Origin of the sequence: Pseudoclavibacter sp. Z016 (assembly GCF_002931215.1) — a bacterium.
GTDB lineage: Bacteria > Actinomycetota > Actinomycetes > Actinomycetales > Microbacteriaceae > Pseudoclavibacter.
Window position 1 is genome coordinate 32,821 of the sequence record NZ_PSTU01000017.1, and the last position, 21,137, is coordinate 53,957.

At 69.7% G+C, this 21,137-nt stretch carries 17 protein-coding genes and 1 pseudogene; 14 read left to right on the plus strand and 4 right to left on the minus strand.

The window, feature by feature from the left end:
• Positions 1 to 145: 145 nt before the first annotated feature.
• On the plus strand, positions 146 to 916 hold the full coding sequence (locus tag C5B99_RS15355) for an SDR family NAD(P)-dependent oxidoreductase (RefSeq protein ID WP_104243655.1): 771 nt from the start codon (positions 146 to 148) through the stop codon (positions 914 to 916).
• A 503-nt stretch (positions 917 to 1,419) separates the two neighbouring features.
• On the opposite strand, the pseudogene C5B99_RS15360 reads toward C5B99_RS15355, so the two are convergent.
• The 4 genes and pseudogenes from C5B99_RS15360 to dnaK all read right to left on the minus strand — a co-directional run.
• Positions 1,420 to 1,866: pseudogene (locus C5B99_RS15360) on the minus strand (heat shock protein transcriptional repressor HspR); the annotation flags it as partial.
• A gap of 9 nt (positions 1,867 to 1,875) precedes the next feature.
• Positions 1,876 to 2,886: a DnaJ C-terminal domain-containing protein gene (locus tag C5B99_RS15365; protein ID WP_104243659.1), complete on the minus strand. Its 1,011-nt coding sequence runs from the start codon at positions 2,884 to 2,886 to the stop codon at positions 1,876 to 1,878.
• A gap of 115 nt (positions 2,887 to 3,001) precedes the next feature.
• A complete protein-coding gene (locus tag C5B99_RS15370; protein WP_104243661.1) occupies positions 3,002 to 3,712 on the minus strand; it encodes a nucleotide exchange factor GrpE in 711 nt (236 codons plus the stop codon).
• A 2-nt stretch (positions 3,713 to 3,714) separates the two neighbouring features.
• Positions 3,715 to 5,580: a molecular chaperone DnaK gene (gene dnaK / locus C5B99_RS15375; protein WP_104243663.1), complete on the minus strand. Its 1,866-nt coding sequence runs from the start codon at positions 5,578 to 5,580 to the stop codon at positions 3,715 to 3,717.
• A 360-nt stretch (positions 5,581 to 5,940) separates the two neighbouring features.
• On the opposite strand from dnaK, the gene C5B99_RS15380 reads away from it, so the two are divergent.
• From C5B99_RS15380 to C5B99_RS15440, 13 genes are all read left to right on the plus strand, one after another.
• Positions 5,941 to 7,566, plus strand: a complete 1,626-nt coding sequence (locus C5B99_RS15380) for an ABC transporter substrate-binding protein (protein WP_104243665.1) — start codon at positions 5,941 to 5,943, stop codon at positions 7,564 to 7,566.
• 219 nt (positions 7,567 to 7,785) lie between these two features.
• Complete coding sequence (locus tag C5B99_RS15385; protein ID WP_104243667.1) at positions 7,786 to 9,240, plus strand: MFS transporter; 1,455 nt, start codon at positions 7,786 to 7,788, stop codon at positions 9,238 to 9,240.
• Positions 9,241 to 9,364: 124 nt separating this feature from the next.
• Complete coding sequence (locus C5B99_RS15390; RefSeq protein ID WP_104243669.1) at positions 9,365 to 10,195, plus strand: MurR/RpiR family transcriptional regulator; 831 nt, start codon at positions 9,365 to 9,367, stop codon at positions 10,193 to 10,195.
• 94 nt (positions 10,196 to 10,289) lie between these two features.
• Entirely contained in the window at positions 10,290 to 11,456 is a 1,167-nt protein-coding gene (locus tag C5B99_RS15395) for an ABC transporter substrate-binding protein (RefSeq protein WP_104243672.1), read from the plus strand.
• A complete protein-coding gene (locus tag C5B99_RS15400; RefSeq protein WP_104243674.1) occupies positions 11,453 to 13,231 on the plus strand; it encodes an iron ABC transporter permease in 1,779 nt (592 codons plus the stop codon). The genes C5B99_RS15395 and C5B99_RS15400 overlap by 4 nt, the downstream gene beginning before the upstream one ends.
• Positions 13,228 to 14,331 carry an ABC transporter ATP-binding protein gene (locus C5B99_RS15405; RefSeq protein ID WP_104243676.1) on the plus strand — a complete coding sequence of 368 codons (1,104 nt, stop codon included), beginning with the start codon at positions 13,228 to 13,230 and terminating at the stop codon, positions 14,329 to 14,331. The genes C5B99_RS15400 and C5B99_RS15405 overlap by 4 nt, the downstream gene beginning before the upstream one ends.
• On the plus strand, positions 14,328 to 14,888 hold the full coding sequence (locus C5B99_RS15410) for a histidine phosphatase family protein (RefSeq protein WP_104243678.1): 561 nt from the start codon (positions 14,328 to 14,330) through the stop codon (positions 14,886 to 14,888). Before C5B99_RS15405 ends, C5B99_RS15410 begins: the two co-directional genes overlap by 4 nt.
• Positions 14,889 to 14,965: 77 nt before the next feature.
• A complete protein-coding gene (locus C5B99_RS15415; protein ID WP_104243680.1) occupies positions 14,966 to 16,018 on the plus strand; it encodes an aldo/keto reductase in 1,053 nt (350 codons plus the stop codon).
• 144 nt (positions 16,019 to 16,162) lie between these two features.
• Complete coding sequence (locus C5B99_RS15420; protein ID WP_104243682.1) at positions 16,163 to 17,542, plus strand: hemolysin family protein; 1,380 nt, start codon at positions 16,163 to 16,165, stop codon at positions 17,540 to 17,542.
• Positions 17,535 to 18,578 carry a hemolysin family protein gene (locus C5B99_RS15425; protein WP_104243684.1) on the plus strand — a complete coding sequence of 348 codons (1,044 nt, stop codon included), beginning with the start codon at positions 17,535 to 17,537 and terminating at the stop codon, positions 18,576 to 18,578. Before C5B99_RS15420 ends, C5B99_RS15425 begins: the two co-directional genes overlap by 8 nt.
• A gap of 152 nt (positions 18,579 to 18,730) precedes the next feature.
• Positions 18,731 to 19,717 carry a CPBP family intramembrane glutamic endopeptidase gene (locus tag C5B99_RS15430; protein WP_104243686.1) on the plus strand — a complete coding sequence of 329 codons (987 nt, stop codon included), beginning with the start codon at positions 18,731 to 18,733 and terminating at the stop codon, positions 19,715 to 19,717.
• 21 nt (positions 19,718 to 19,738) lie between these two features.
• Positions 19,739 to 20,278, plus strand: coding sequence for a hypothetical protein (locus C5B99_RS15435; protein ID WP_258063398.1), 540 nt, complete (start codon positions 19,739 to 19,741; stop codon positions 20,276 to 20,278).
• Between the two features lie 49 nt (positions 20,279 to 20,327).
• Positions 20,328 to 21,131, plus strand: coding sequence for an IclR family transcriptional regulator (locus C5B99_RS15440; protein WP_104243688.1), 804 nt, complete (start codon positions 20,328 to 20,330; stop codon positions 21,129 to 21,131).
• Positions 21,132 to 21,137: the final 6 nt, after the last annotated feature.

The window sequence follows — 21,137 nt, forward strand, 5'->3', positions numbered from 1 at the left end:
GTTGCATTCGCTGTGTCGGTACACAGTGGATGCGCATGCGTGGCACCTAGCCTGGCGGCGCCGTCGGAGATACAGCTCCGGCGGTCGACGACTGCCGCGGGCGAGCGACGTCACGCGGACAACCAGACGACAAAGGAGTTGCGACATGACAGATTTCACCGGACGCTCAGTGGTCATCACCGGCGGCGCGGGCGGCATCGGCGCGGCGACAGCTGAGGAATTCCTCAAGCTGGGCGCACGCGTGGCCCTGGTCGACCTCTTCCCGGAGCCCCTCGAGGCCGCGCGCGAACGCCTCTCGGCGCACGGCGAGGTCATCGCGATCACCGCGGATGTCACCGACGAGGCCGACGTCGAGCGCTACGTCGCCCAGACCGTCGAGGCGTTCGGGACGATCGACGTGTTCTTCAACAACGCGGGCATCGAAGGCGCCGTCGGCCCGCTCACGGAAGCGAGCGTCGACAACTACGAGAAGGTCTTCGCCGTCAACGTGCGCGGCGTCTTCCTCGGCATGAAGCATGTCCTCAAGGTCATGACCGAGCGCGGCAGCGGCAGCATCATCAATACGTCCTCGGAGGCGGGCCTCGACGGGGCGCCCGGCGTCTCCGCCTACGTCGCGTCGAAGCACGCCGTGGTCGGCTTCACGAAGTCCGCCGCGCTCGAGGTCGCCCCGACTGGGGTGCGAGTCAACAGCATCCACCCGTCCGGCGTGAACACGCAGATGGTTCGGCGGCTGGAGGAGGACTTCGGCGGCGGCGACACGGAGGCCGCGAAGGCCGGGTTCCAGGCCGCTATCCCGATGGGCCGCTACGCCGAGCCGCTGGACATCGCTCGAGTCGTCGTGTTCCTGGGCTCCGACGAGGCGTCGTTCGTGACCGGCGCGCAGTGGCGCGTCGACGGCGGCAACGGAGCCCGCTAGCCCCGCGCGCCGCACCCCGCGCGCCGCACCCCGCGCGCCGCACCCGCGCCCGTGCCCGTGCCCCGACGCGAAGAGGTCAGTTTCGCCCCATCCTGGGCCCCAGGATGGGGCCAAACTGACCTCTTCGGCGCTCGAGACGCGGGTAGCGGGAGGCGGCGCGGAAGGCGGCGGTCGCGAAGGGGCCGGCGGCCGGCGGCGCGGAAGGCGGCGGTCGCGAAGCGGCCGGCGGCCGGCGCGCGCGGCGCGGAAGCCAGCGCGGCTCGGGAGCGGCGCGCGCGCGGCGCACGAAGCGGCGCGAACGCCGAAAAGGTCAGTTTGGCCCCATCCTGGGCCTCAGGATGGGGCGAAACTGACCTCTTCGGCGCTCGAGACGCGGGTGGTTCGGCGGAAGGCGCGGCGCGGGCTTACGCGTCCGGCGGCTGCTTGGCGCGGGGAGCGCGCGTACGCGGTGCCGAGGCTTTCGTGCGAGTGCGCTTCGGGCGCCGCTCCTCGGCGTCGGAATCGTCGGCGTCGGCATCGTGGATGCGCGCCGGCCGCCACACGACGACCTCGGTTCGGCGGGCCGTGCGGCGACCGTGGGCGAGGGGCACGACATCGCCGCGTTCCCCGGCCGCGAAGATGCGACCACCGAGCCTCGTGAGGCGCTCGTCGGCGAGTTCCGCCTCGAGCGCCCGGACGCGGCGGCGCAGTCCCAGCACCTCGCGCTGCAGCTCGAGCACGCGGGCGATGCCCTCGAGGCTCACGCCCTCGTTCGACAGCACCGCGATCTCCCGCAGCTGTGCGACGTCGCGAAGCGAATACCGCCGCACGCGCCCGGCCGTGCGCCGAGGCGTGACGAGGCCCATCCGGTCGTACTGGCGAAGCGTCTGCGGGTGCATGTTCGCGAGCTCCGCCGCCATGGCGATCGCGAAGATCGGGGCGTCCTCGTCGAGGTCGGAGGGGAATGCCATGGGCGTCCCCTACCTGCCTTGGCGCGCGAGACGCAGCAGGTCCTCGCGGGGGCTCTCGTCTCCGGATGCGGCGACGAAGTCGGCGAGCGCCTTCTCCTGCGCGCTCGACAGGTGATTCGGCACGGCCACTTCGAGGTGCACGAGCAGGTCGCCCTTGCCCTTCTTCGACTCGATGCCTCTGCCCTTCACGCGGAGCGTCTTCCCGTTCGGCGTGCCCGGCGCGACCTTGACGCGCACGGTCTTGCCGTCGACGGTCGGCACCTCGATGGTGGCGCCGAGGACTGCCTCAGCGAAGGAGACCGGCACGGTCACCTCCAGGTTGAGGCCCGAGCGCGTGAAGACGGGGTCGGGTCGCACGGCGACCGTGAGGATGAGGTCTCCGGCTTCGCCGCCGTTCGGGCTCTGCCCGCCCTTGCCGCGGAGGCGGATCTTCTGCCCGTCCTCGACGCCGGCGGGAACGCGGACCTTCACGACCCGCCCATCCTGCCCCTGCAGCTCGACCGTGTCGCCGTGGATGGCGGTCATGAAGCTGAGCGTCGTGGATGCGCTCTGGTCGCGCCCCTTCTGCGGTCCGGTCTGGAACCCGGCAGGCCCGCCGGCGCCTCCGCCGAAGCTGCCTGCCCCGAAGCCGCCACCACCACCGCCGAACATGGAACCGAGGAGGTCCTCGAAGTCGGCGTTCGACGCGCCGCGGCGTCCGCCGCCGCCGTTGAACATGCCTCCGAAGACGTCCTCGAAGCCCGCGCCCCCTGGGCCGCCTGGCCCCTGCTGGAAGCGGGCGCCCGAGCCCATGGCGCGCATCTGGTCGTACTCGGCGCGGTGCTCTGGGTCGGAGATGACCGAGTAGGCCTCGGAGATCTCCTTGAACTTCGCCTCTGCGGCAGTGTCGCCCGGGTGCGAGTCAGGGTGATACTGACGCGCGAGCTTCCGGTACTGCTTCTTGAGGTCTTTTTCGTCTACGTCCTTCGATACGCCGAGCACCGCGTAGAAGTCCTTGTCAAACCAATCCTGACTGGCCATATGGTCCTTCTGTTCCTAGGGATGAGCACGTGTCTTCCGGATGAAGACAGGAGGGGGCCCGCAGCTGCGGTGCCCCCTCCCGTGTTCGATCGGGCGGATGCGCCGATCGCGGTGCTTATGAAGCGGGTACGAAGACAGCTGCCTTCGCGACGCGGACGACGCGCTCGCCGATGGTGTAGCCGCGTTCGACGACGTCAGCGATCGTGTCGCTCGTGACCTCGGGGTTCGGCAGCTGTGCGATGGCCTCGTACCGCTGGGGGTCGAAGGCCTCTCCGGCTTCACCGTAGGCGGTGAGGCCGAGGCGCTCGACTGCGGTGCGCAGCTTGTTCGCGATGACGGCGACCGGGGTGTCTTCGATGAGGTCGCCGTGCTTCTGGGCACGGTCGAGGTCGTCGAGGACGGGGAGGAGGGACCGGAGCACTTCCGCCTTGGTGGCGTCGTAGGCCTCGGTCTTCTCGCGGTCGGTGCGGCGGCGGTAGTTGGCGTACTCCGCCTGGACGCGCTGCAGGTCGTGGAGGCGCTCCACTGCGAGATCGCTCTCGCCGGGGGCGCCTTCCGTTGGCGCGTCTTCTGCACCTTCGCCGCTGAGGAGCTTCTCGAGATCCTCGACGCTCAGGCCTTCAGCCGCGGCTTCAGCAGCCTGGCCGGCGGCCGGGTCGGCGTCGTCCGGTGTGGACTCCGCCGACTCGGCCCCAGCAGCCGTGCCGAGGTCGCGAACTTCGCCAGTCTCCGGGTCGATCCGACGCTTGTCGTTGATGATCGGCTCGTTTGCTTCGCCCGAGTTCTCGGGGCCGCGTGCTTCTGACTCGTTTCGCTCTTCAGCCATGGTTACTTCTTGTCCTTGTCGTCCTCGTCGTCCACGACCTCGGCGTCGACGATGTCATCGTCGGCTGCCTGGTCTCCGGCGGGTGCGTCGGCCGCGGGGGCCTCTGCTGCCTGCTCAGCCTGGGCTGCGGCGTAGATGGCCTCGCCGAGCTTCGTCTGGCTGGTGTTGAGCTTGTCGAGCGCCGACTTCACGGCCGCGTCGTCGTCGCCTGCGAGGGCCGTCTTGAGCGCGTCGACATCGCCCTGGACCTCGTTCTTGACGTCGGCGGGGAGCTTGTCGTCGTTCTCGGTGAGCACCTTCTCGACCTGGTAGACCGTGGTCTCGGCGATGTTGCGCTGCTCGGCGCCTTCGCGGCGCTTCTTGTCTTCTTCCGCGTGCTCTTCAGCCTCGCGGACCATGCGCTCGATGTCTTCCTTGCCGAGGCTGGAGCCGCCGGTGATCGTCATCGACTGCTCCTTGCCCGTGCCCTTGTCCTTTGCGGAGACGTGCACGATGCCGTTGGCGTCGATGTCGAACGTGACCTCGATCTGCGGCATGCCACGGGGGGCCGGTGCGATGCCGGTGAGCTCGAAGGTGCCGAGGTTCTTGTTGTCGCGGGTGAACTCGCGCTCGCCCTGGAAGACCTGGATCTGCACGGACGGCTGGTTGTCGTCGGCTGTCGTGAAGGTCTCGCTGCGCTTGGTCGGGATGGCCGTGTTGCGCTCGATGAGCTTGGTCATGATGCCGCCCTTGGTCTCGATGCCGAGGGAGAGGGGCGTGACGTCGATGAGGAGGACGTCCTTGCGCTCGCCCTTCAGCACACCAGCCTGGAGTGCGGCGCCGACTGCGACGACCTCATCCGGGTTGACGCCCTTGTTGGCCTCCTTGCCGCTGAGCTTCTTGACGAGCTCGGCGACGGCGGGCATGCGGGTGGAGCCACCGACGAGGACGACGTGGTCGATCTCGTCGACCTTGATGCCGGCTTCGCGGATGACGTCTTCGAAGGGCTTGCGGGTGCGCTCGAGGAGGTCCTTCGTGAGGTCCTCGAACTTCGCACGCGTGATGCTCGTGTCGAGGTTCGCGGGGCCGTTCTCCGTGAGGGAGAGGTAGGGCAGCTGGATGCTGGCGCTGGTGGAGCTGGAGAGCTCCTTCTTCGCCTGCTCAGCGGCTTCCTTGAGGCGCTGGAGCGCGATCTTGTCGTTCGCGACGTCGACGCCGGTCTGCGACTTGAACTCGGTGATGAGGTACTTGACGAGACGGTCGTCCCAGTCGTCGCCGCCGAGGCGGTTGTCACCTGCGGTGGAGCGCACCTGGATGGTGGAGAAGTCGTCGTCCTTGCCTACTTCGAGGAGGGAGACGTCGAACGTTCCGCCACCGAGGTCGAAGACGAGGATGAGCTCGTCTTCCTTGCCCTTGTCGAGGCCATACGCCAGTGCGGCGGCGGTCGGCTCGTTGATGATGCGGAGCACGTTGAGGCCGGCGATCTCGCCGGCTTCCTTCGTGGCCTGGCGCTCGGCGTCGTTGAAGTACGCGGGGACGGTGATGACCGCGTCGGTCACCTTGTCGCCGAGGTACTGCTCTGCGTCGCGCTTGAGCTTGCCGAGGATGCGCGCGGAGATCTCCTGCGCGGTGTACTTCTTGTCGTCGATGGCCTGGGTCCAGGTGGTGCCCATGTGGCGCTTGACGGATCCGATGGTGCGGTCGACGTTCGTGACGGCCTGGCGCTTGGCGGTCTCGCCGACGAGGACGTCGCCGTCCTTCGTGAATGCGACGATCGACGGGGTGGTGCGGAAGCCCTCGGCGTTTGCGATGACCTTGGGCTCACCACCCTCGAGGACCGAGACGCAGGAGTTCGTGGTTCCGAGGTCGATTCCAACAGCACGTGACATGTGTGGTTCTCCTTTTGTAGTGCTTGTCTGTTCTGAGTCTTCGTCGGCTCTGGTTCTGTGCTCCGAATCGGAGGCATGAAGACCTGAGCCGTCTGCGCTCAAGTTTACTCAGCACGGTGCACGCGTCAAGCTGGGCGGCTGAGAGTTGAGTGGGAACGACTCAAGTCTTGACGAGTCACACGAGTCACGGGACACACGAGGCAACGAGTTCACGCGTGGAGTCACGCGAGTTCAGCCCCGGCCCCACTGTTACGCGCATCCTGGACTCCGCCTGAGCTACCTGCCACGCTCACGCCAGCCCGCCACTCAGGCTGGCCGCCCTCGGGCCCTCGCAACGCATCCACCCACGACAGGACCGTCATGAACAGACGCCGCTCCACCTTCTCCGCAGCCGTCATCGGCGCGGCCCTCACCTCCCTCCTCCTCAGCGGATGCGCGACCGGGCAGAGCACCGCGAGCGCGGGTTCCGACACCCCCGTCGCCGGCGGCGACCTCGTGCACGCCGTCACCGCCATCGCCGACGGGTGGCAGCAGCAGCAGTCGAACAACTGGTACAAGAGCCAGGTGTGGACGCAGCTCGTCGAGACGCTCGTCTACGTCGACAACACGGGCGAGGTGCACCCGTGGCTGGCCGAGTCGTGGGAGGAGAGCGAGGACGGACTTCAGTACACGCTGAAGCTGCGCGAGGGCGTGACCTTCTCGGACGGCACGCCGCTGGACGCCGACATCGTCGCGAAGAACCTCGAGGTGCTCGGCCTCGGCGACGACAGCAAGGGCATCACGCGCTCGCCGATCGTCCCCGGGGAGTTCGCGAGCGCCGAGGCCTTCGACGACACGACCGTGCTCGTCACCCTCAGCGCACCCAATCGCGGGTTCATCCCCAGCCTCGGCTTCTTCGCGGCCGGCATCCTCGGCGAGAGCACCATCGACCTGCCGCTCGACGAGCAGGCGGACCTCGCGAACGTCGTCGGCACCGGAGCGTTCGTCTTCGAGTCGCAGGTGCCCGAGCGCGAAATCGTGCTCACGAAGCGCGCCGACTACGACTGGGCCAGCGAGGCGTTCGACCACGAGGGCCCCGCCTACCTCGACTCCATCACCTTCAACGTGCTCGAGGAGGACTCCGCACGCCAGGGCGCCCTCGAGTCCGGCCAGGTCGACTCCGTGCACTTCGTGCAGCCGAGCGAGGAGCAGCGCCTCATCGACGACGGCTTCATCGTCATCTACGGCGAGTACCTCGGCACGACCATCAACTTCGTGCTGCGACCCAACGCCGAGATCACGGACGACGTGAACGTGCGCCAGGCCATCCAGCACGGCGTGAACCGTCAGGAGATCGTCGACACCGTCTTCAACGCCAACTGGAAGCCGGCGACCTCCTCCGTGCAGGCCGCGACACCAGGCTGGGTCGACCTGAGCGAGAAGCTCGCCTTCGACCAGGACCTCTCGAACTCGCTCCTCGACGAGTCCGGCTGGACCGAGAAGGACGGCGACGGCTACCGGGTGAAGGACGGCACGCGCCTGACGATCCCCGCATACACGTCGCCGTTCGTGAACGGCTCCGGCCAGATCCTCGAGCTCGCCGCCCAGCAGCTCAAGGCGATCGGCATCCAGCTCGAGATCCGCCAGACGGATGCGAGCACGTACAGCGATGTCTTCGCGGCTGGCGGCACCCCGATCTTCCCCGTCGCCAACTCGTTCCTGGACGCGACGACGCTGCGCCAGTACTGGGGGCAGGACTACACCAACCAGTTCCAGCTGGCGGGCGGCGAGCTCGAGGAGCAGCTGCTTGGCGTCTCCCAGACCGCGAACGGCACCGACGAACGCGCGGCGAACCTCGCGAAGCTGCAGGAGAGCGTCCTCGAGGAGGCCTACACGGTGCCGATCGTCGACAACTACCAGGTGTTCGTCACGAGCCCCGAGGTGCACGGCATCGAGACCAACGCCGTCGGCCGCCCGTACTTCTACGACACCTGGCTCGGTCAGTAGCCTTCGGCGGCGCGCCTGCACGCAGGCACTGCACTGGCCAACTTTCGTGATGCTTCGGCCCGGCTGACGTCCATCCGGGCGGGCAGCCCCGAACCATCACGGAAGTTGGCCGGACCGGACCGGACCGGACCGAACCGGGCCGGGATGGGCCGACGTCCACGCGGACCCCACCGTCCGCGCGTTCGCCTGCGCGCCGCCTCCCGCGCATAGACTCCGCGCATGGCACTCCCCGGCCGCGCCGACGACGGCGCCACCTCCCCCAGCGATGCGACCCCGAGCGGGCGGGTCGAGACCGTCGACGGCGGGGCGGCGGTGACGCCGAAGGAACTCAAGAAGCGTGCAACCGCCTGGGCGCTGTGGGACGTCGGCAACTCCGCCTTCCAGGCCGTCGTCGTCACGTTCGTCTTCGCCACCTACCTCGCGAGCGACCTCTTCATCGACCCGCAGGTCGCGGCGCTGGGCGACGCGAACCCGCTCGACCCGCAGTACCTGGCGGCTCAGGCCGCATCCACGAACGTCATCGCGAACCTGAGCACCGTCGCTGGACTGCTCGTCGCGCTCATCGCGCCGGTCCTCGGCCAGCGCTCGGACGGCTCAGGCAAGCGCAAGCTGTGGCTCGGCATCTTCACGGGCATCACGGTGCTCATCATGCTCGCCATGTTCTTCATCCAGCCGGGCGAGGAGTACCTCTTCTGGGGCGCGCTGCTGCTCGCGGTCGGCACGATCTTCGCCGAGCTGAGCGGCGTCAACTACAACGCCATGCTCTCGCAGGTCTCGACGCCCAAGAACGTGGGCCGCATCTCTGGCATCGGCTGGGGCCTCGGCTACCTGGGCAGCATCGTGCTGCTCGTGCTGCTGCTCGTGCTGTTCATCCAGTCGTTCGGCGCGGAGGGCCGGAACGGGGTGCTCGGGGTGCCGAGCGGGGTGGATGGGGGCGCGCTCGACATCCGCTTCGCCATCGTGCTCGCGGCCGTCTGGTACGTCCTCTTCGCGCTCCCCGTCATGTTCAAGGTGCCGGAGATCGCGAAGGACGAGAACCGCCCGAAGGTGGGCTTCCTCGCCTCCTACGGCGTCCTCTTCCGCGTGATCGGGAAGCTCGCGAAGAGCGACCCGAAGCTGCTCCTGTTCCTCGCCGCGAGCGCCGTCTTCCGCGACGGCCTGCAGGCGATCTTCGCGTTCGGGGCGATCCTCGCGGCGCAGGTGTACGGCTTCGCGCCGAGCGAGGTCATCTACTTCGCGGTCGCCGCGAACCTCGTCGCCGGCCTCGGGACGCTCGCTGCCGGCTGGTTCGACGACCGCTTCGGGCCGAAGCTCGTCATCATGGCGTCGCTCGTGTCGCTCACCGCGTTCTCCGTGGTGCTCCTCTTCCTGCCGTCCGAGCAGACCGTGTTCTGGATCTTCGGCCTCGCCCTGTGCCTCTTCGTGGGTCCCGCGCAGGCGGCGAGTCGCTCCTACCTGTCGCGCGCGACGCCTCCCGGGCGCGAGGGCGAGCTGTTCGGCCTCTACGCCACCACGAACCGCGTCGCGAGCTTCATCACGCCCGCCCTGTTCAGCCTCTTCGTGTTCCTCTCCGGCAACCCGAAGATGGGCATCATCGGCATCGGCATCGTGCTCGCCGTCGGCTTCCTCATGATGCTGCCCGTGCCGAGCAAGGTGAAGCAGGCGAGCGCGTAGCAGCGAACTCCGGCGGCGCTCCGGCGGCGCCTCAGGGAACGCCGAATCGGACACTCGATGAACGGCACGTGAACGTGCAGGACTTGCACCCATTGCAAGTTCTTTTGCACTTAGCGTTCCTCGCGTGCTCATCATCAGCCTCGCCAAGCAGCAGGGTCACCTGCTCACGCCGACCGACCGTCGGCTCGTCTCGGCCCTGCAGTCGCAGCCGCTCGAGGCCACCTTCTGGAGCGCGGCCGAGCTGACCGGCCCGCTGCAGCTGCACCAGTCCGCGGCCACCCGGCTCGCGCAGCGCCTCGGATTCGAGGGCTACCCGCAGCTTCGGGATGCGCTGCGCGCCGACTACCACGGCGGCGACGGCCCCTCGCAGCGCATCAGGGGTCGCCTCGAGCGGCATCAGGCGAGCGACGTGCTCGGTGGATTCGTCGACGACGAGCTCGCTGCGCTCTCCGACCTCCCCCGCCACGTCCAGCAGGGCGAGCTGGATGCGCTCGCCGAGCAGGTGCTGCGCGCCGGCGAGGTGCACCTCTTCGCGCAGGGCAACGCGACCGTGCTCGTCGACCTCATGAGCCGCCGCCTGCAGCGGTTCGGGATGCGCACCGTGCAGCTCACGGGGTCGCGCCGCGACATCGCCGAGCGGATCGCGCGGCTCTCGGCGGGCGACCTCCTCCTGGCCTTCGCCTTCCGCCGGGCGCCCGCCGTGCTCGGGCCGCTGCTCGACGTGGCGGCGGAGGCGGGCGCGCACAGCGCCCTCATCACCGACACCGTCGTGTGGCCCGCCCCGCGCCCGTCGACCATCATCGCCGCGCCCCGCGGCGGCAGCGACGACTACCTCTCCCTGACCGTGCCGATGGCGATCAGCAACGCACTCATCCTCACCATCGCCCGCCGTGCCGAGCCCTCCCTGCGCTCCCTCGACCGCCTCGGCACGCTCCTCGACCGCCTCGACTCCTGACCTGCACCACGACCAGCTTCACCTCGCACCCGGATGCGCCTCGACGCATCCACCCCTCACCGCTCTGCGCTCCACAGACAACGAAGGAACACCCATGCGCTTCCCCGCCCGCCCTCTCGTGACGTCCGCCGCGGCGCTCACCGCCCTCGCGCTCCTCGCCGGATGCTCCACCACCCCGACCACCGGCGACGACGCGGCATCCGCAGTCGACTGGGACTCCCTCAGCCACGACGAGCTCGTCGCGATGGCCGAAGAGGAGGGCACGGTCTCCGTGTACGCCTTCACGAGCCGCGTCGCGAGCATCGAGGAGAGCTTCGAGGCCGCCTACCCCGGCATCGACGTCGTCTCGAGCGACCTCTCCTCGACCGAGCTCATCCAGCGACTCGCGAGCGAGCACACCGCGGGCAGCACGACCGCGGATGTCGCCTATGTGAGCGACGCCCCGGTCGTCGTCACCGAGCTGCTCGCCGACGGCGTGCTGACGCCCTACGTGCCGCCGCGCGTCGCCGAGTCGCTGCCCGCCGAGTTCCAGGCGCCCCTCGTCGCGAACCGCCTCTCGACGAAGGTGCTCATGTACAACGAGGAGGCGCATCCGGATGGCGCCCCGGTCGACAACCTGTGGGAGCTGACCGAGCCGGCGTGGGCGGGCAAGGTCGTCATGGTCGACCCGAACGTGCGCGGAGACTACCTCGACCTCGTGACCGAGATGTCGCTGCGGGCCGACGAGATGGCAAGCGCCTACGAGGAGCACTTCGGCACGCCGGTCGTGCTCGACGAGGGCGTGGACGACGCGGGCCTGCAGTTCATCTCCGAGCTCTACGCGAACGACGTCGTGCTCGTCGACGACACCGACACGGTCAACGCCGCGATCGGCGCCACCGGCCAGGCGAACCCTCCCGTCGGCTTCACCTCGTACTCCGACCGCCGCGACAACGAGGACGAGGGATGGGCGCTGCAGGTGGCCGCGAACGTCGCCCCGTCGCCCGGCATCGCGTTCCCCGCGATGCTCGGCGTCACCGCGAACGCCCAGAACCCGGCAGCCGCGCGACTCCTCATCGACTACATGATGGGTGACGACACCGAGACGGGCGGAGAGGGCTTCGAGCCGTTCTACGTCGCAGGCGACTACCCGACGCGCAGCGACGTGGTCGCGCCAGCCGACGCCGTCTCGCTCGACGAGCTCGGCGCGTGGCGCATCGAGCCGGAGTCGTCCGCCGAGCGTCGCGACGAGATCGCCGACTTCCTCCTCAGCATCCAGTGACGCTCCTCACCAGGTCCGTCAGCCGCGGCCCCGCCCCCGCGCGGGGCCGCGGCTGGCGGACGGTCGCATCGCGAGGCCGCATCGGCGTGCTCGCGGCGGTCGTCATCGCCATCCTCGTCGTCCTCGTGGCGCTCCCCCTCGGCGGCCTCGTCGCCGCGACCGTCGGCGAACGGGGTGCCGGCGCGTGGGGCGACGTGTTCGTCGGGCGCATCGCGGGCAACCTCTTCTGGCAGCCGCTCGGGAACTCGCTGCTCGTCGGCCTCGGAACGGGGCTCCTCTCGACCGTGATCGGCGCGTTCCTCGCCTGGGTCGTCGTCATGAGCGACGTGCCCGGCCGGAAGATCATCGGCGCGCTCGCCGCCGTGCCCTTCGCCCTGCCGAGCTTCGCCATCGCGCTCGCCTGGGAGACGGTCTTCCGCAACGACCGCATCGGCGGCTCCCCCGGCCTGCTCCAGTCGTTCGGCATCGCGGTTCCGGATGCGCTGGCCTGGGGAGCCGTGCCGATCACGCTCACGCTCGTCGCGCACTACTTCTCGCTGTCCTTCCTCGTCGTCGCCGCAGCCCTCGCGAACGTCGGCGGGGACCTGCTCGCGGCTGCCGAGCTGACCGGAGCCTCCAGGCTGCGCATCGCCCTGCGCGTGACCCTGCCCTCGGTCGCCCCCGCGCTCCTCTCCGGGTTCCTGCTCGCCTTCGCCGAAGGGGTCAGCAACTTCGCCGTGCCCGCCCTGCTCGGCCTGCCCGTCCGCTTCCAGACCCTGAGCACCCGCCTCTACGGGTCCATCTCGACGGGCGACGTCGAGCGTGGCTACGTGCTCTCGATCCTCCTCGTCGTCATCGCGGCGGCCGTGCTCTTCCTCGGCACGAAGGCCACGGGGCGCGGCTCGTTCGCGACGCTCACCGGCAAGGCGACGCGGGCCCGAGCCGTGCGGACCGGCGTCTGGCGCATCCCGCTGCTCGTCGCCGCATCCACGCTGGTGCTGGTCACGGCGATCGTCCCCGGCATCGTGCTCGCCGTGAGCACCGTACTGCGGCGCACGGGGCGCGTCGACGGCGGCTTCACGCTGCACTTCTGGACCGGCGGGTCCGACCCCGGCATCGCGCAGGGCGTGCGGGGCATCCTCACCGACCCGACCGTCATCACCGCGCTCGGCGGCACCCTCGCGCTCGGGGCCTCCGTCGCGGTCGGGGCGATCATCCTCGGCGTGCTCGGCGCCTACGTGCTGCGTCGCCTCCCGCGAGCGCGCGTCACGTCCGGGACGATCTCGTTCCTGTCGTACGTGCCCTTCCTCATCCCAGGCGTCGCGTTCGGGGCCGCGTTCATCGCGCAGTTCGGAACGCCGATCGGCCCGCTCCCCTCGCTCTACGGCACCTTCTGGATTTTGATCCTCGCCGGCGTCGCGGCGAGCGTCCCGTTCGCGTTCCAGACCTCACGGGCCGCACTCGGCCAGGTCTCGAGCGAGCTCGAGGAGGCAGCGACCGTCGCCGGGGCCCGTGGACCGCGACGGCTGGCGCGCATCCTGCTGCCCCTCTCGGCCAGGGGCGTGGTGGGCGGAGGCGTGCTCGTCTTCGTGACCATGGTGCGCGACCTGTCGCTTGTCGTGCTGCTCGTCACGCCAGCCACCCCGCTGCTCTCGACCATGACCTTCCGGTATGCCTCCGAGGGGTTCACCCAGCACGCCAACGCCATCACCCTCATCATCGCCGCCATCTCGGTGGCCGCCACCCTCCTCGCCCGCAGACTGCAGGGCGACCGAAACGCCGGGAGCACCACGTGACCGCCATCACCCTCGACCGCCTCGCGAAGGCGTTCGGCCGCCAGAGCGCGGTGCGCGACATCGATCTCGATATCCCGGACGGCGCCTTCGTCGTGCTGCTCGGGCCCTCCGGATGCGGGAAGACCACGACGCTGCGCATGCTCGCGGGGCTCGAGGAGCCGACGGCGGGGCGCATCCGCTTCGGCGACCGGGTCGTCGCCGACGGCGACACGGGCGCGTCCGTGCCGGCGAGCAAGCGCGGGCTCGGCATGGTGTTCCAGAGCTACGCGCTGTGGCCGCACATGCGCGTGCGCGACAACATCGGCTGGCCGCTCAAGGTCGCCGGCTGGGGCTCCGCCGAGCGTGACGCTCGAGTCGCCGAGGTGCTCGGCATGCTCGAGCTCGACGGCCTCGCCGATCGCTTCCCGGCCGAGCTCTCCGGCGGCCAGCAGCAGCGCGTCGCCATCGCCCGCACCGTCGCGCCGAAGCCCGGCGTGCTGCTCTTCGACGAGCCCCTCTCGAATCTGGACGCGCGGCTGCGGCTCGACACGCGGGCCGAGCTCGTGAAGGTGCACCGGCTGAGCGGTGCGACGAGCGTGTACGTCACGCACGACCAGGTGGAGGCGCTTGCCATGGCGACCCACATCGCGGTGATGCGTGACGGGGCGATCGAGCAGTTCGGCACGCCGCAGGAGCTGCTCGATCGACCCGCGACCGCGTTCGTCGCTTCCTTCCTGGGGAGCCCCGCGAAGGTCATGCTCCGCGGGGAGGTCGGCCGAGGGCGCCTCTTCCGAGGCGTGGCACCGCTCGCCGAGGTGCCCGACGTCCCGGACGGGACGACGCTCCACGCCATGTACGCACCGGAGTCGATCTCGGTCGGGGCCGGCGGGCTCCTCGAGTTCGAGGTGCTCGAGTCGACCCCGGTCGCGGGACGATGGATCACGACGGGCCTCGCAGGCTCCGACCGCCTCTCGATCGTCACCGACCGGGCCCACCAGCCTGGCGAGGCGACGCGCCTGCAGCCGCCGGAGCATCCGGACGCGATCTTCTCGGCGGACGGCTCGCGGCTCGCGGCCGCCGGGGACGCGGCGGGGACCGAGCTCGCGGGGGCGGCCCGATGACCGCGCTGCTGCTGGTTCGCCACGGCGCGACCTCGTGGACCGCCGAGCGCCGCCTGCAGGGGCGCACCGACATCGACCTGACCGCGAAGGGCCGGTCGGATGCCGCGGCGCTGCGGGATGCCGTCTCGGTGTGGGCCCCTTCCAGCGTGGTCGCCTCGCCGCTGCTCCGTGCTCGCTCCACAGCGTCGGCGCTCAGCGATCTCGAGCCGTCGATCGACGAGCGCTGGGCGGAGGCGACGCTCGGCGAATGGGAGGGGCGCGTGCCGGCGGAGATCGGGCCGGACTACGCAGAGTGGCGTGCGGGGCGGCTCGTGCCGCCCGGCGGAGAGTCGGCGCCAGCGCTTCGAGCCCGCATCGAGGGCGCCGTCGCCGACGCCGCCAGGCGCCCAGGACCCGTGCTGGTCGTCACCCACGGTGGCACGATCCGCGCGGTCCTCGCGCGCTACATCGGACTCACCGCGGACCTCATCGAGCCCGTCGCCGCACCGAGCCTCACGGCGATCGACGTGCAGCACGACGGCTCGGCTCGGCTCGTCGCCTTCAACGTGGCGAGGTAGCGAGCCGCGCCCCGAGTGTTACCCCCGGGGCGCGGCTCGCTGGCGAAATGTCGGTGGTCAGCACAAGACTTGACGCCATGACGAACAGCTCGGCAGGCCAGCTCCCCACGACACTCCTCGGCGACGGCCTCGTGACGACCGTGCAGGGCTACGGCGCGATGAGCCTCAGCGATGCCTACGGGTCCATCGACGACGCACAGGCGCTGCGCACGCTGCAGCATTCGGTGGATGCGGGCATCACGTTCCTCGACACCGCCAACATCTACGGCGACGGCCGCAGCGAGCGCACCATCGCGAAGATCTTCCCGGCGCAGCGGGAGCGCATCCAGCTCGCCACGAAGTTCGGCATCACGAAGGGCGACGGCGTCGGCAAGCGCGGAGTGCGCGGCGACCGCGAGCACGTCCGCGAGCAGGTCGAGCTCTCCCTCACGCGCCTCGGCACCGACCACATCGACCTCTACTACCAGCACCGCGTCGACCCGAACGTGCCGATCGAGGACACGGTCGGGTTCGTCTCCGAGCTCGTCGCCGAAGGCAAGGTCCGCCACATCGGGCTGAGCGAGCCGACGGGCGCCGAGATCATCCGCGCGGCCGCCATCCACCCGATCGCCGCGGTGCAGAGCGAGTACAGCATCTTCAGCCGCGACCTGGAGGCGCACGTCATCCCCGCCATCCGCGAGGTCGGAGCCGGGTTCGTGCCCTACTCGCCCGTCAGCCGCGGCCTGCTCACCGACTCGTGGGCGGAGCTCGACGCCGTCTCCCCCAATGTGCGTGCCAACTTCCCCCGCTTCTTCCCCGAGAACCTGCCCGTGAACCGCGCGCTTGCCGGCGAGGTCGCCGCCGTCGCCCAGCAGCTCAGCGAAGTGCACGACCGCCACGTCTCCGTCGCCGAGGTCGCCCTCGCCTGGGTCTACGCGAAGTCGGCGGAGTTCGGCGTGCGCGTCTCCCCCATCCCCGGAACCCGCAGCCCGCAGCGCGTCGACGAAAACCTGCGTGCCATCGGCCTCGAGCTCAACGGCGAGCAGCTGCAGCAGCTGGACGCGCTCGCCGACCAGGTCGTCGGCCACCGCTCCGCCGACCCCGCCTGGACCTCCCAGGGCCGCGAAGAGGCCAAGCTCGCTCGCTCCTGACCCGGCGGATCCCCAGCTTCCCGAGTTGCGGGCAAACGAAGGGCAACTAGAATCTCTCCTCATGGAAGACCCTCCCAGTCATAGTCCCAAGCCTCTCGACGTTCCGGCCGAACCCTCGGCCGCCACAGTCTGGAGGCACCACGCATGAACGAATGGGTGATGCTCGGCATCGGCCTCGTTCTCACAGTAGGAACCGGGTTGTTCGTCGCGAGTGAATTCGCGCTCGTCAACCTCGACCGAAACGAACTCGAAAAACGGCAAAGCCGCGGAGAGAAGCGACTCGGGCCCACCATCAAGGCCCTGAAGATCACGTCGACGCACCTCTCCAGCGCTCAGCTCGGGATCACACTCACGACCCTGCTCACGGGATACACGTTCGAGCCGGCCGTCAGCTCCCTCCTCGAGGAGCCCCTCACCGGCGTCGGCGTTCCCGCGGGCCTCGTGCCCGTCGCGGGAGCCATCGTCGGCATCATCCTCGCGACGCTGTTCTCGATGATCATCGGCGAGCTCGTCCCGAAGAACTTCGCACTCGCCCTCCCCCGGACGACCGCGAAGGTCGTCATCCCGTTCCAGGCGCTCTTCACGACGGTGTTCAAGCCCGTGATCCTGCTCCTGAACAACACCGCGAACGCCATCATCCGATCCATGGGCATCGAGCCCAAGGAGGAGCTCTCCGGCGCCAGAAGCGCCGACGAGCTGTCGTATCTCATCCGCCACTCCGCGCTCTCCGGCCTGCTCGAGGAAGACGACGCGGCCCTGCTGCGGCGCACCCTCAAGTTCGCCGAGCACGACGCGTCCGACGTCATGACGCCCCGCGTGCGCATGGCGAGCGTGGAGGTCGACGACACGGCGCAGGCGATCATCGCCCTCGCCATCGAGACCGGCTACTCCCGGTTCCCGGTCGTCGACGGCACCCCGGACAACATCACGGGGTTCGTGCACGCCAAGCAGGCGTTCGCGGTCGCCGTGGAGCGCCAGACCGAGGTCACCGCCGGCGAGCTGCAGACCGAGGCGCTCCGCGTGCCGGAGTCGATGGGCGCATCCGCCCTGCTGACCCTCCTGCGCGCCGAACGCCACCAGGTCGCCGTCGTCGTGGATGAGCACGGCGGCACCGCAGGCATCGTCACGCTCGAAGACCTCGTCGAGGAGATCGTCGGGGAACTCGAGGACGAACACGACCGACACCAGACCGGGTTCATCCGGCGCGGCCGCTCCGTCACGTTCGACGCCTCCTGGCGCCCGGACGAGGTCCTCGACCGCCTCGCCATCGAGGTGCCGGAGGACGGCGACTACGACACCGTCGGCGGATTCATCACCGACACCCTCGAGCGTCTCCCCGAGCTGGGCGACGAGGTCGCCATCGAGGCGGGCATGCTGCGCGTCGAGCGCATCGACGGCACCCGCATCGTAAGGGTGCGGTACCTGCCCAACGAACCGGACGGCGACCAGAGCCTCATGACGAACCAGGAGCTCGCGTTCGACAGAGCCCACGACCGAGTCAAGGAGGTGATGACCAATGAGTGAGTACCTGCCAGGAATCCTGTGGCTGTTCGTCCTCCTCATCGGCAACGCCTTCTTCGTCGGCGCCGAGTTCGCCGTCATCTCGGCGAAGCGATCCCAGATCGAGCCCCTCGCCGAGCGTGGCAGCCGCGCCGCGAAGACCACCCTGTGGGCGATGGAGCACGCGACGCTCATGCTGGCGACGAGCCAGCTGGGCATCACCGTCTGCTCGCTGCTCATCCTGAACGTCTCCGAGCCGGCCATCCACCACCTGCTCGAGATCCCGCTCGGGCTCACCGCGCTGTCGGCCGAGGCCATCAGCGTCATCGCGTTCGCGGTCGCGCTTGTGCTGGTCACGTTCCTGCACGTCGTGTTCGGCGAGATGATCCCCAAGAACCTCGCGTTCTCGGTGCCTGACCGCGCGTCGCTCCTTCTCGCCCCGCCGCTCGTCGTGGTCTCCAAGATCTTCAACCCGATCATCTGGAGCCTCAACACGATCGCGAACGGCGTGCTGCGCCTCTTCAAGGTCGAGCCGAAGGACGAGGCGACGAGCACGTACACGCTCGAGGAGGTGGCCGGAATCGTCGAGCAGTCGACCCGAGAGGGAACACTGAGCGACACGTCCGGCACGCTCGCTGGCGCGTTCGAGTTCACCGAGAAGAAGGTCAGCGACGTGGATGTGCCCATCGCCGAGATGGTGCTCCTGCCGGCAGGCGCGCGCCCCATCGACGTGCAGAAGGCCGTCGCCGAGCACGGCTTCTCCCGCTACGTCGTCACCGACGAGCGAGGAGAACCGACGAGCTACATCCACATGAAGGACGTCATGGACCTCATGGGTGCTGACGCCTTCACGTCGCCCATCCCCCAGAAGCGACTGCGGAGCCTCGTCTCCGTGTCGCGCGACGCGGAACTCGAGGACGCCATGGCGGTGCTCCGCGACCGCGGCGCGCACGTCGCCAAGGCGCTCGACACCGACGGCAGGGTGACGGGTCTCCTGTTCCTCGAGGACGTCCTCGAGGTGCTCGTCGGCGAGGTGAACGCGACCAGCGCGGCCGCGTAGCCCACCGCTTCGATCCCGCAGAAGGGATGCTCCCGCTCGGAAACGGGCGGGAGCATCCCTTTTCCGCATCCGCTGCCGCATCCACCGCCGCTTCTCGCCGCGTTGCTCGCGTTTCTTTGACAGGACGCGTTCGGTGACGCCAGGCTGGAACGGTGCAGACGACAACGCCGACCAGACCGTCCACCCGCGACAAGCTCTCCGTCGGCGTCTTCCTGGCGTTGGCGTTCGGCCTCTCCTGGCTGGTCGCGCTCCCCCTCTGGCTCGGCGATGGGCTCGCCAACCCCTGGTTCCCCGTCATCTCGATCGCCATGATGCTGACCCCGGCAATCGCCGCCCTCGTCACGGTGTTCGCGCTCGAGCGCCCTGCACGGCCGTGGCGCACGCTCGGCCTCGTGCCGCTGAAGCCGGCGGGCAGACTCATCGCGTACCTGGCGCTCGCCGTCGTCGTCCCGGTTGCCCTCATCTTCGCCGCCCTGCCCATCGGCGCCCTCTTCGGCGTCTACTCCATGGACCTCGTGAACTTCTCCGGCTTCCAGGCGATGCTCGACGAGCAGCTCGCCGCCGAAGGCGTCGGCAACCTCGAGCTCCCCCTCCCGGTTGTCGTGCTCGTGCTGCTGCAGCTCGTGAGCATCCCCGTCGGCGCGTTCCTCAACCTCATCCCCGCCCTCGGCGAGGAGCTGGGGTGGCGCGGCTGGCTGCTCCCGAAGCTCCTGAGGCTCGGCACCGTCCCCGCGCTGCTCATCTCGGGCCTCATCTGGGGCCTCTGGCACGCACCGCTGATCCTCCTCGGCTACAACTACGTGGATGCGCCAGGCTGGCTCGGGCTGACCATGATGACGGGGATGTGCATCCTCGTCGGGGCCGTGTTCGCGTGGCTGCGCATCCGCTCGGAATCGGTGTGGCCGGCCGCGCTCGCGCACGGTGCCTTCAACGCCGCAGCCGGCTCGTACCTGCTGTTCGCCGCGGCCGGCGAGCGGGTCGACACGACGCAGGCCACGATCCTCGGCTGGACCGGATGGATCGTGCCGCTCATCTTCGTGGCCGTGCTCCTCGCGACGAAGCAGTTCGCGCCGTCCAAGCCCGCGCCGACGCAGGTGGCGCCGCAGCTGCACCAAGGCAACCCGCAGGTGCACCCGTAGCGGAGGGCGCAGACTTGGCGGATGCAGACTTCACCGCCAGCAGACCACCGACCGGCCGGCTCCAGCGTGCCGCCGAGCGCGCCACAGGACGCGCGCACGACGCACGCGGGGCGCACGCCCCGGACCTCGGTGCCGCGGGTCATCGCCCGCGTGGTGCTCGGCGGATTCCTGCTGTTCGCGGGGGCCGCGCACCTGTCGTTCGCACGCGCCGAGTTCCAGGCGCAGGTGCCGACGTGGCTGCCGTTCGACGCGGACTTCGTCGTGCTCGCCTCCGGCGTCGTCGAGGTGCTGCTGGGGCTGGCGCTCATCGCGGCGGGCCGCTGGCGGGTCGCCGTCGGCTTCGTCGTCGCCGCGTTCTTCCTGGCGGTCTTCCCCGGCAACATCTCCCAGTACGTCACGGGCACGGATGCGTTCGGCCTGGATACCGACGCGGCCCGGCTCATCCGCCTGCCGTTCCAGGTGCTGCTCATCGCGCTGGCGCTCTGGTCGACCGCCGCGTGGCGCGACCGACGCGAGCTGCTCGCCCCGTTCCGGCGCGGCGACGCTCAGGGCCAGCGCTGAACCACGCCGTCGTCGGCGATCGAGCGAGCCGATGCTCTAGATTCCATGTATGACTGATTCCGGCAGCGCAGCCCCGCCAGCCACCGGAAACTCGGGCGTCGCCCCGCTGCTGGTGCTCGGCAAGATCACGGACATCCTCGACAGCTTCACCCTCGAGTCGCCCTCACTGTCGCTCGCGGAGATCCGCACGAAGACCGGCCTGCCCACCTCCACGACGCAGCGTCTCGTGACGAATCTCGTCTCGCAGGGCTTCCTCGACCGCGACGACGACCGGTTCCGGATCGGGCTGAGGATGGCGTACTGGTCTGCGCCGGCCGTCCGCGGCATCAAAGCGATCGACCTGCTCGCGCCGCTCCTGCGCGAGCTGCGTCAGGCGACCGGCGAGAGCGCGACCCTCTTCCGCGCCGACGACGATTACCGGGTCTGCATCGCCGTCGACGAGACGCGGCACGAGCTGAAGCAGGATGTCCACGTCGGCAAGGTCGCGCCGCTCACGGTCGGTTCCGCGGGGCGGGTCCTGCTCGCCTGGAACGCTGACCTCCGCGAGAGCATCCTCGCCGGGCCGATCCCCGACCTCGCGGCAAGCACCATCACCGACCCGGTCGAGCTGCGAGCCGTGCTCGAGCAGACCAGGGAAGACGGGTTCGCGATCACCCGCAACGAGCGCATCGACGGCCTCGTGGGGGTGGCAGCCCCGGTGTTCGAGCCGAGCGGACGGGTGCGGATGGCGCTGGGAGTGAGCGGGCCGGCCGCCCGCATCCAGCCGAAGATGCTCGAGGACTGGGCTCCGATGCTCGTCGAGACGGCCGAACGCGCGACGCGCCTCATCGGCGGTCGCGCTCCCGCCGAGTAGCGGCGC

Bases quoted from the DNA above. Each gene is read 5' to 3' on its own strand.
- C5B99_RS15440 (WP_104243688.1), top strand. From the start codon at position 20,328: ATGACTGATTCCGGCAGCGCAGCCCCGCCAGCCACCGGAAACTCGGGC.
- C5B99_RS15425 (WP_104243684.1), top strand. From the start codon at position 17,535: ATGAGTGAGTACCTGCCAGGAATCCTGTGGCTGTTCGTCCTCCTCATC.
- C5B99_RS15385 (WP_104243667.1), top strand. From the start codon at position 7,786: ATGGCACTCCCCGGCCGCGCCGACGACGGCGCCACCTCCCCCAGCGAT.
- C5B99_RS15395 (WP_104243672.1), top strand. From the start codon at position 10,290: ATGCGCTTCCCCGCCCGCCCTCTCGTGACGTCCGCCGCGGCGCTCACC.
- C5B99_RS15420 (WP_104243682.1), top strand. From the start codon at position 16,163: ATGAACGAATGGGTGATGCTCGGCATCGGCCTCGTTCTCACAGTAGGA.
- dnaK (WP_104243663.1), bottom strand. From the start codon at position 5,580: ATGTCACGTGCTGTTGGAATCGACCTCGGAACCACGAACTCCTGCGTC.
- C5B99_RS15410 (WP_104243678.1), top strand. From the start codon at position 14,328: ATGACCGCGCTGCTGCTGGTTCGCCACGGCGCGACCTCGTGGACCGCC.
- C5B99_RS15380 (WP_104243665.1), top strand. From the start codon at position 5,941: ATGAACAGACGCCGCTCCACCTTCTCCGCAGCCGTCATCGGCGCGGCC.
- C5B99_RS15415 (WP_104243680.1), top strand. From the start codon at position 14,966: ATGACGAACAGCTCGGCAGGCCAGCTCCCCACGACACTCCTCGGCGAC.
- C5B99_RS15370 (WP_104243661.1), bottom strand. From the start codon at position 3,712: ATGGCTGAAGAGCGAAACGAGTCAGAAGCACGCGGCCCCGAGAACTCG.
- C5B99_RS15365 (WP_104243659.1), bottom strand. From the start codon at position 2,886: ATGGCCAGTCAGGATTGGTTTGACAAGGACTTCTACGCGGTGCTCGGC.
- C5B99_RS15435 (WP_258063398.1), top strand. From the start codon at position 19,739: ATGCAGACTTCACCGCCAGCAGACCACCGACCGGCCGGCTCCAGCGTG.
- C5B99_RS15355 (WP_104243655.1), top strand. From the start codon at position 146: ATGACAGATTTCACCGGACGCTCAGTGGTCATCACCGGCGGCGCGGGC.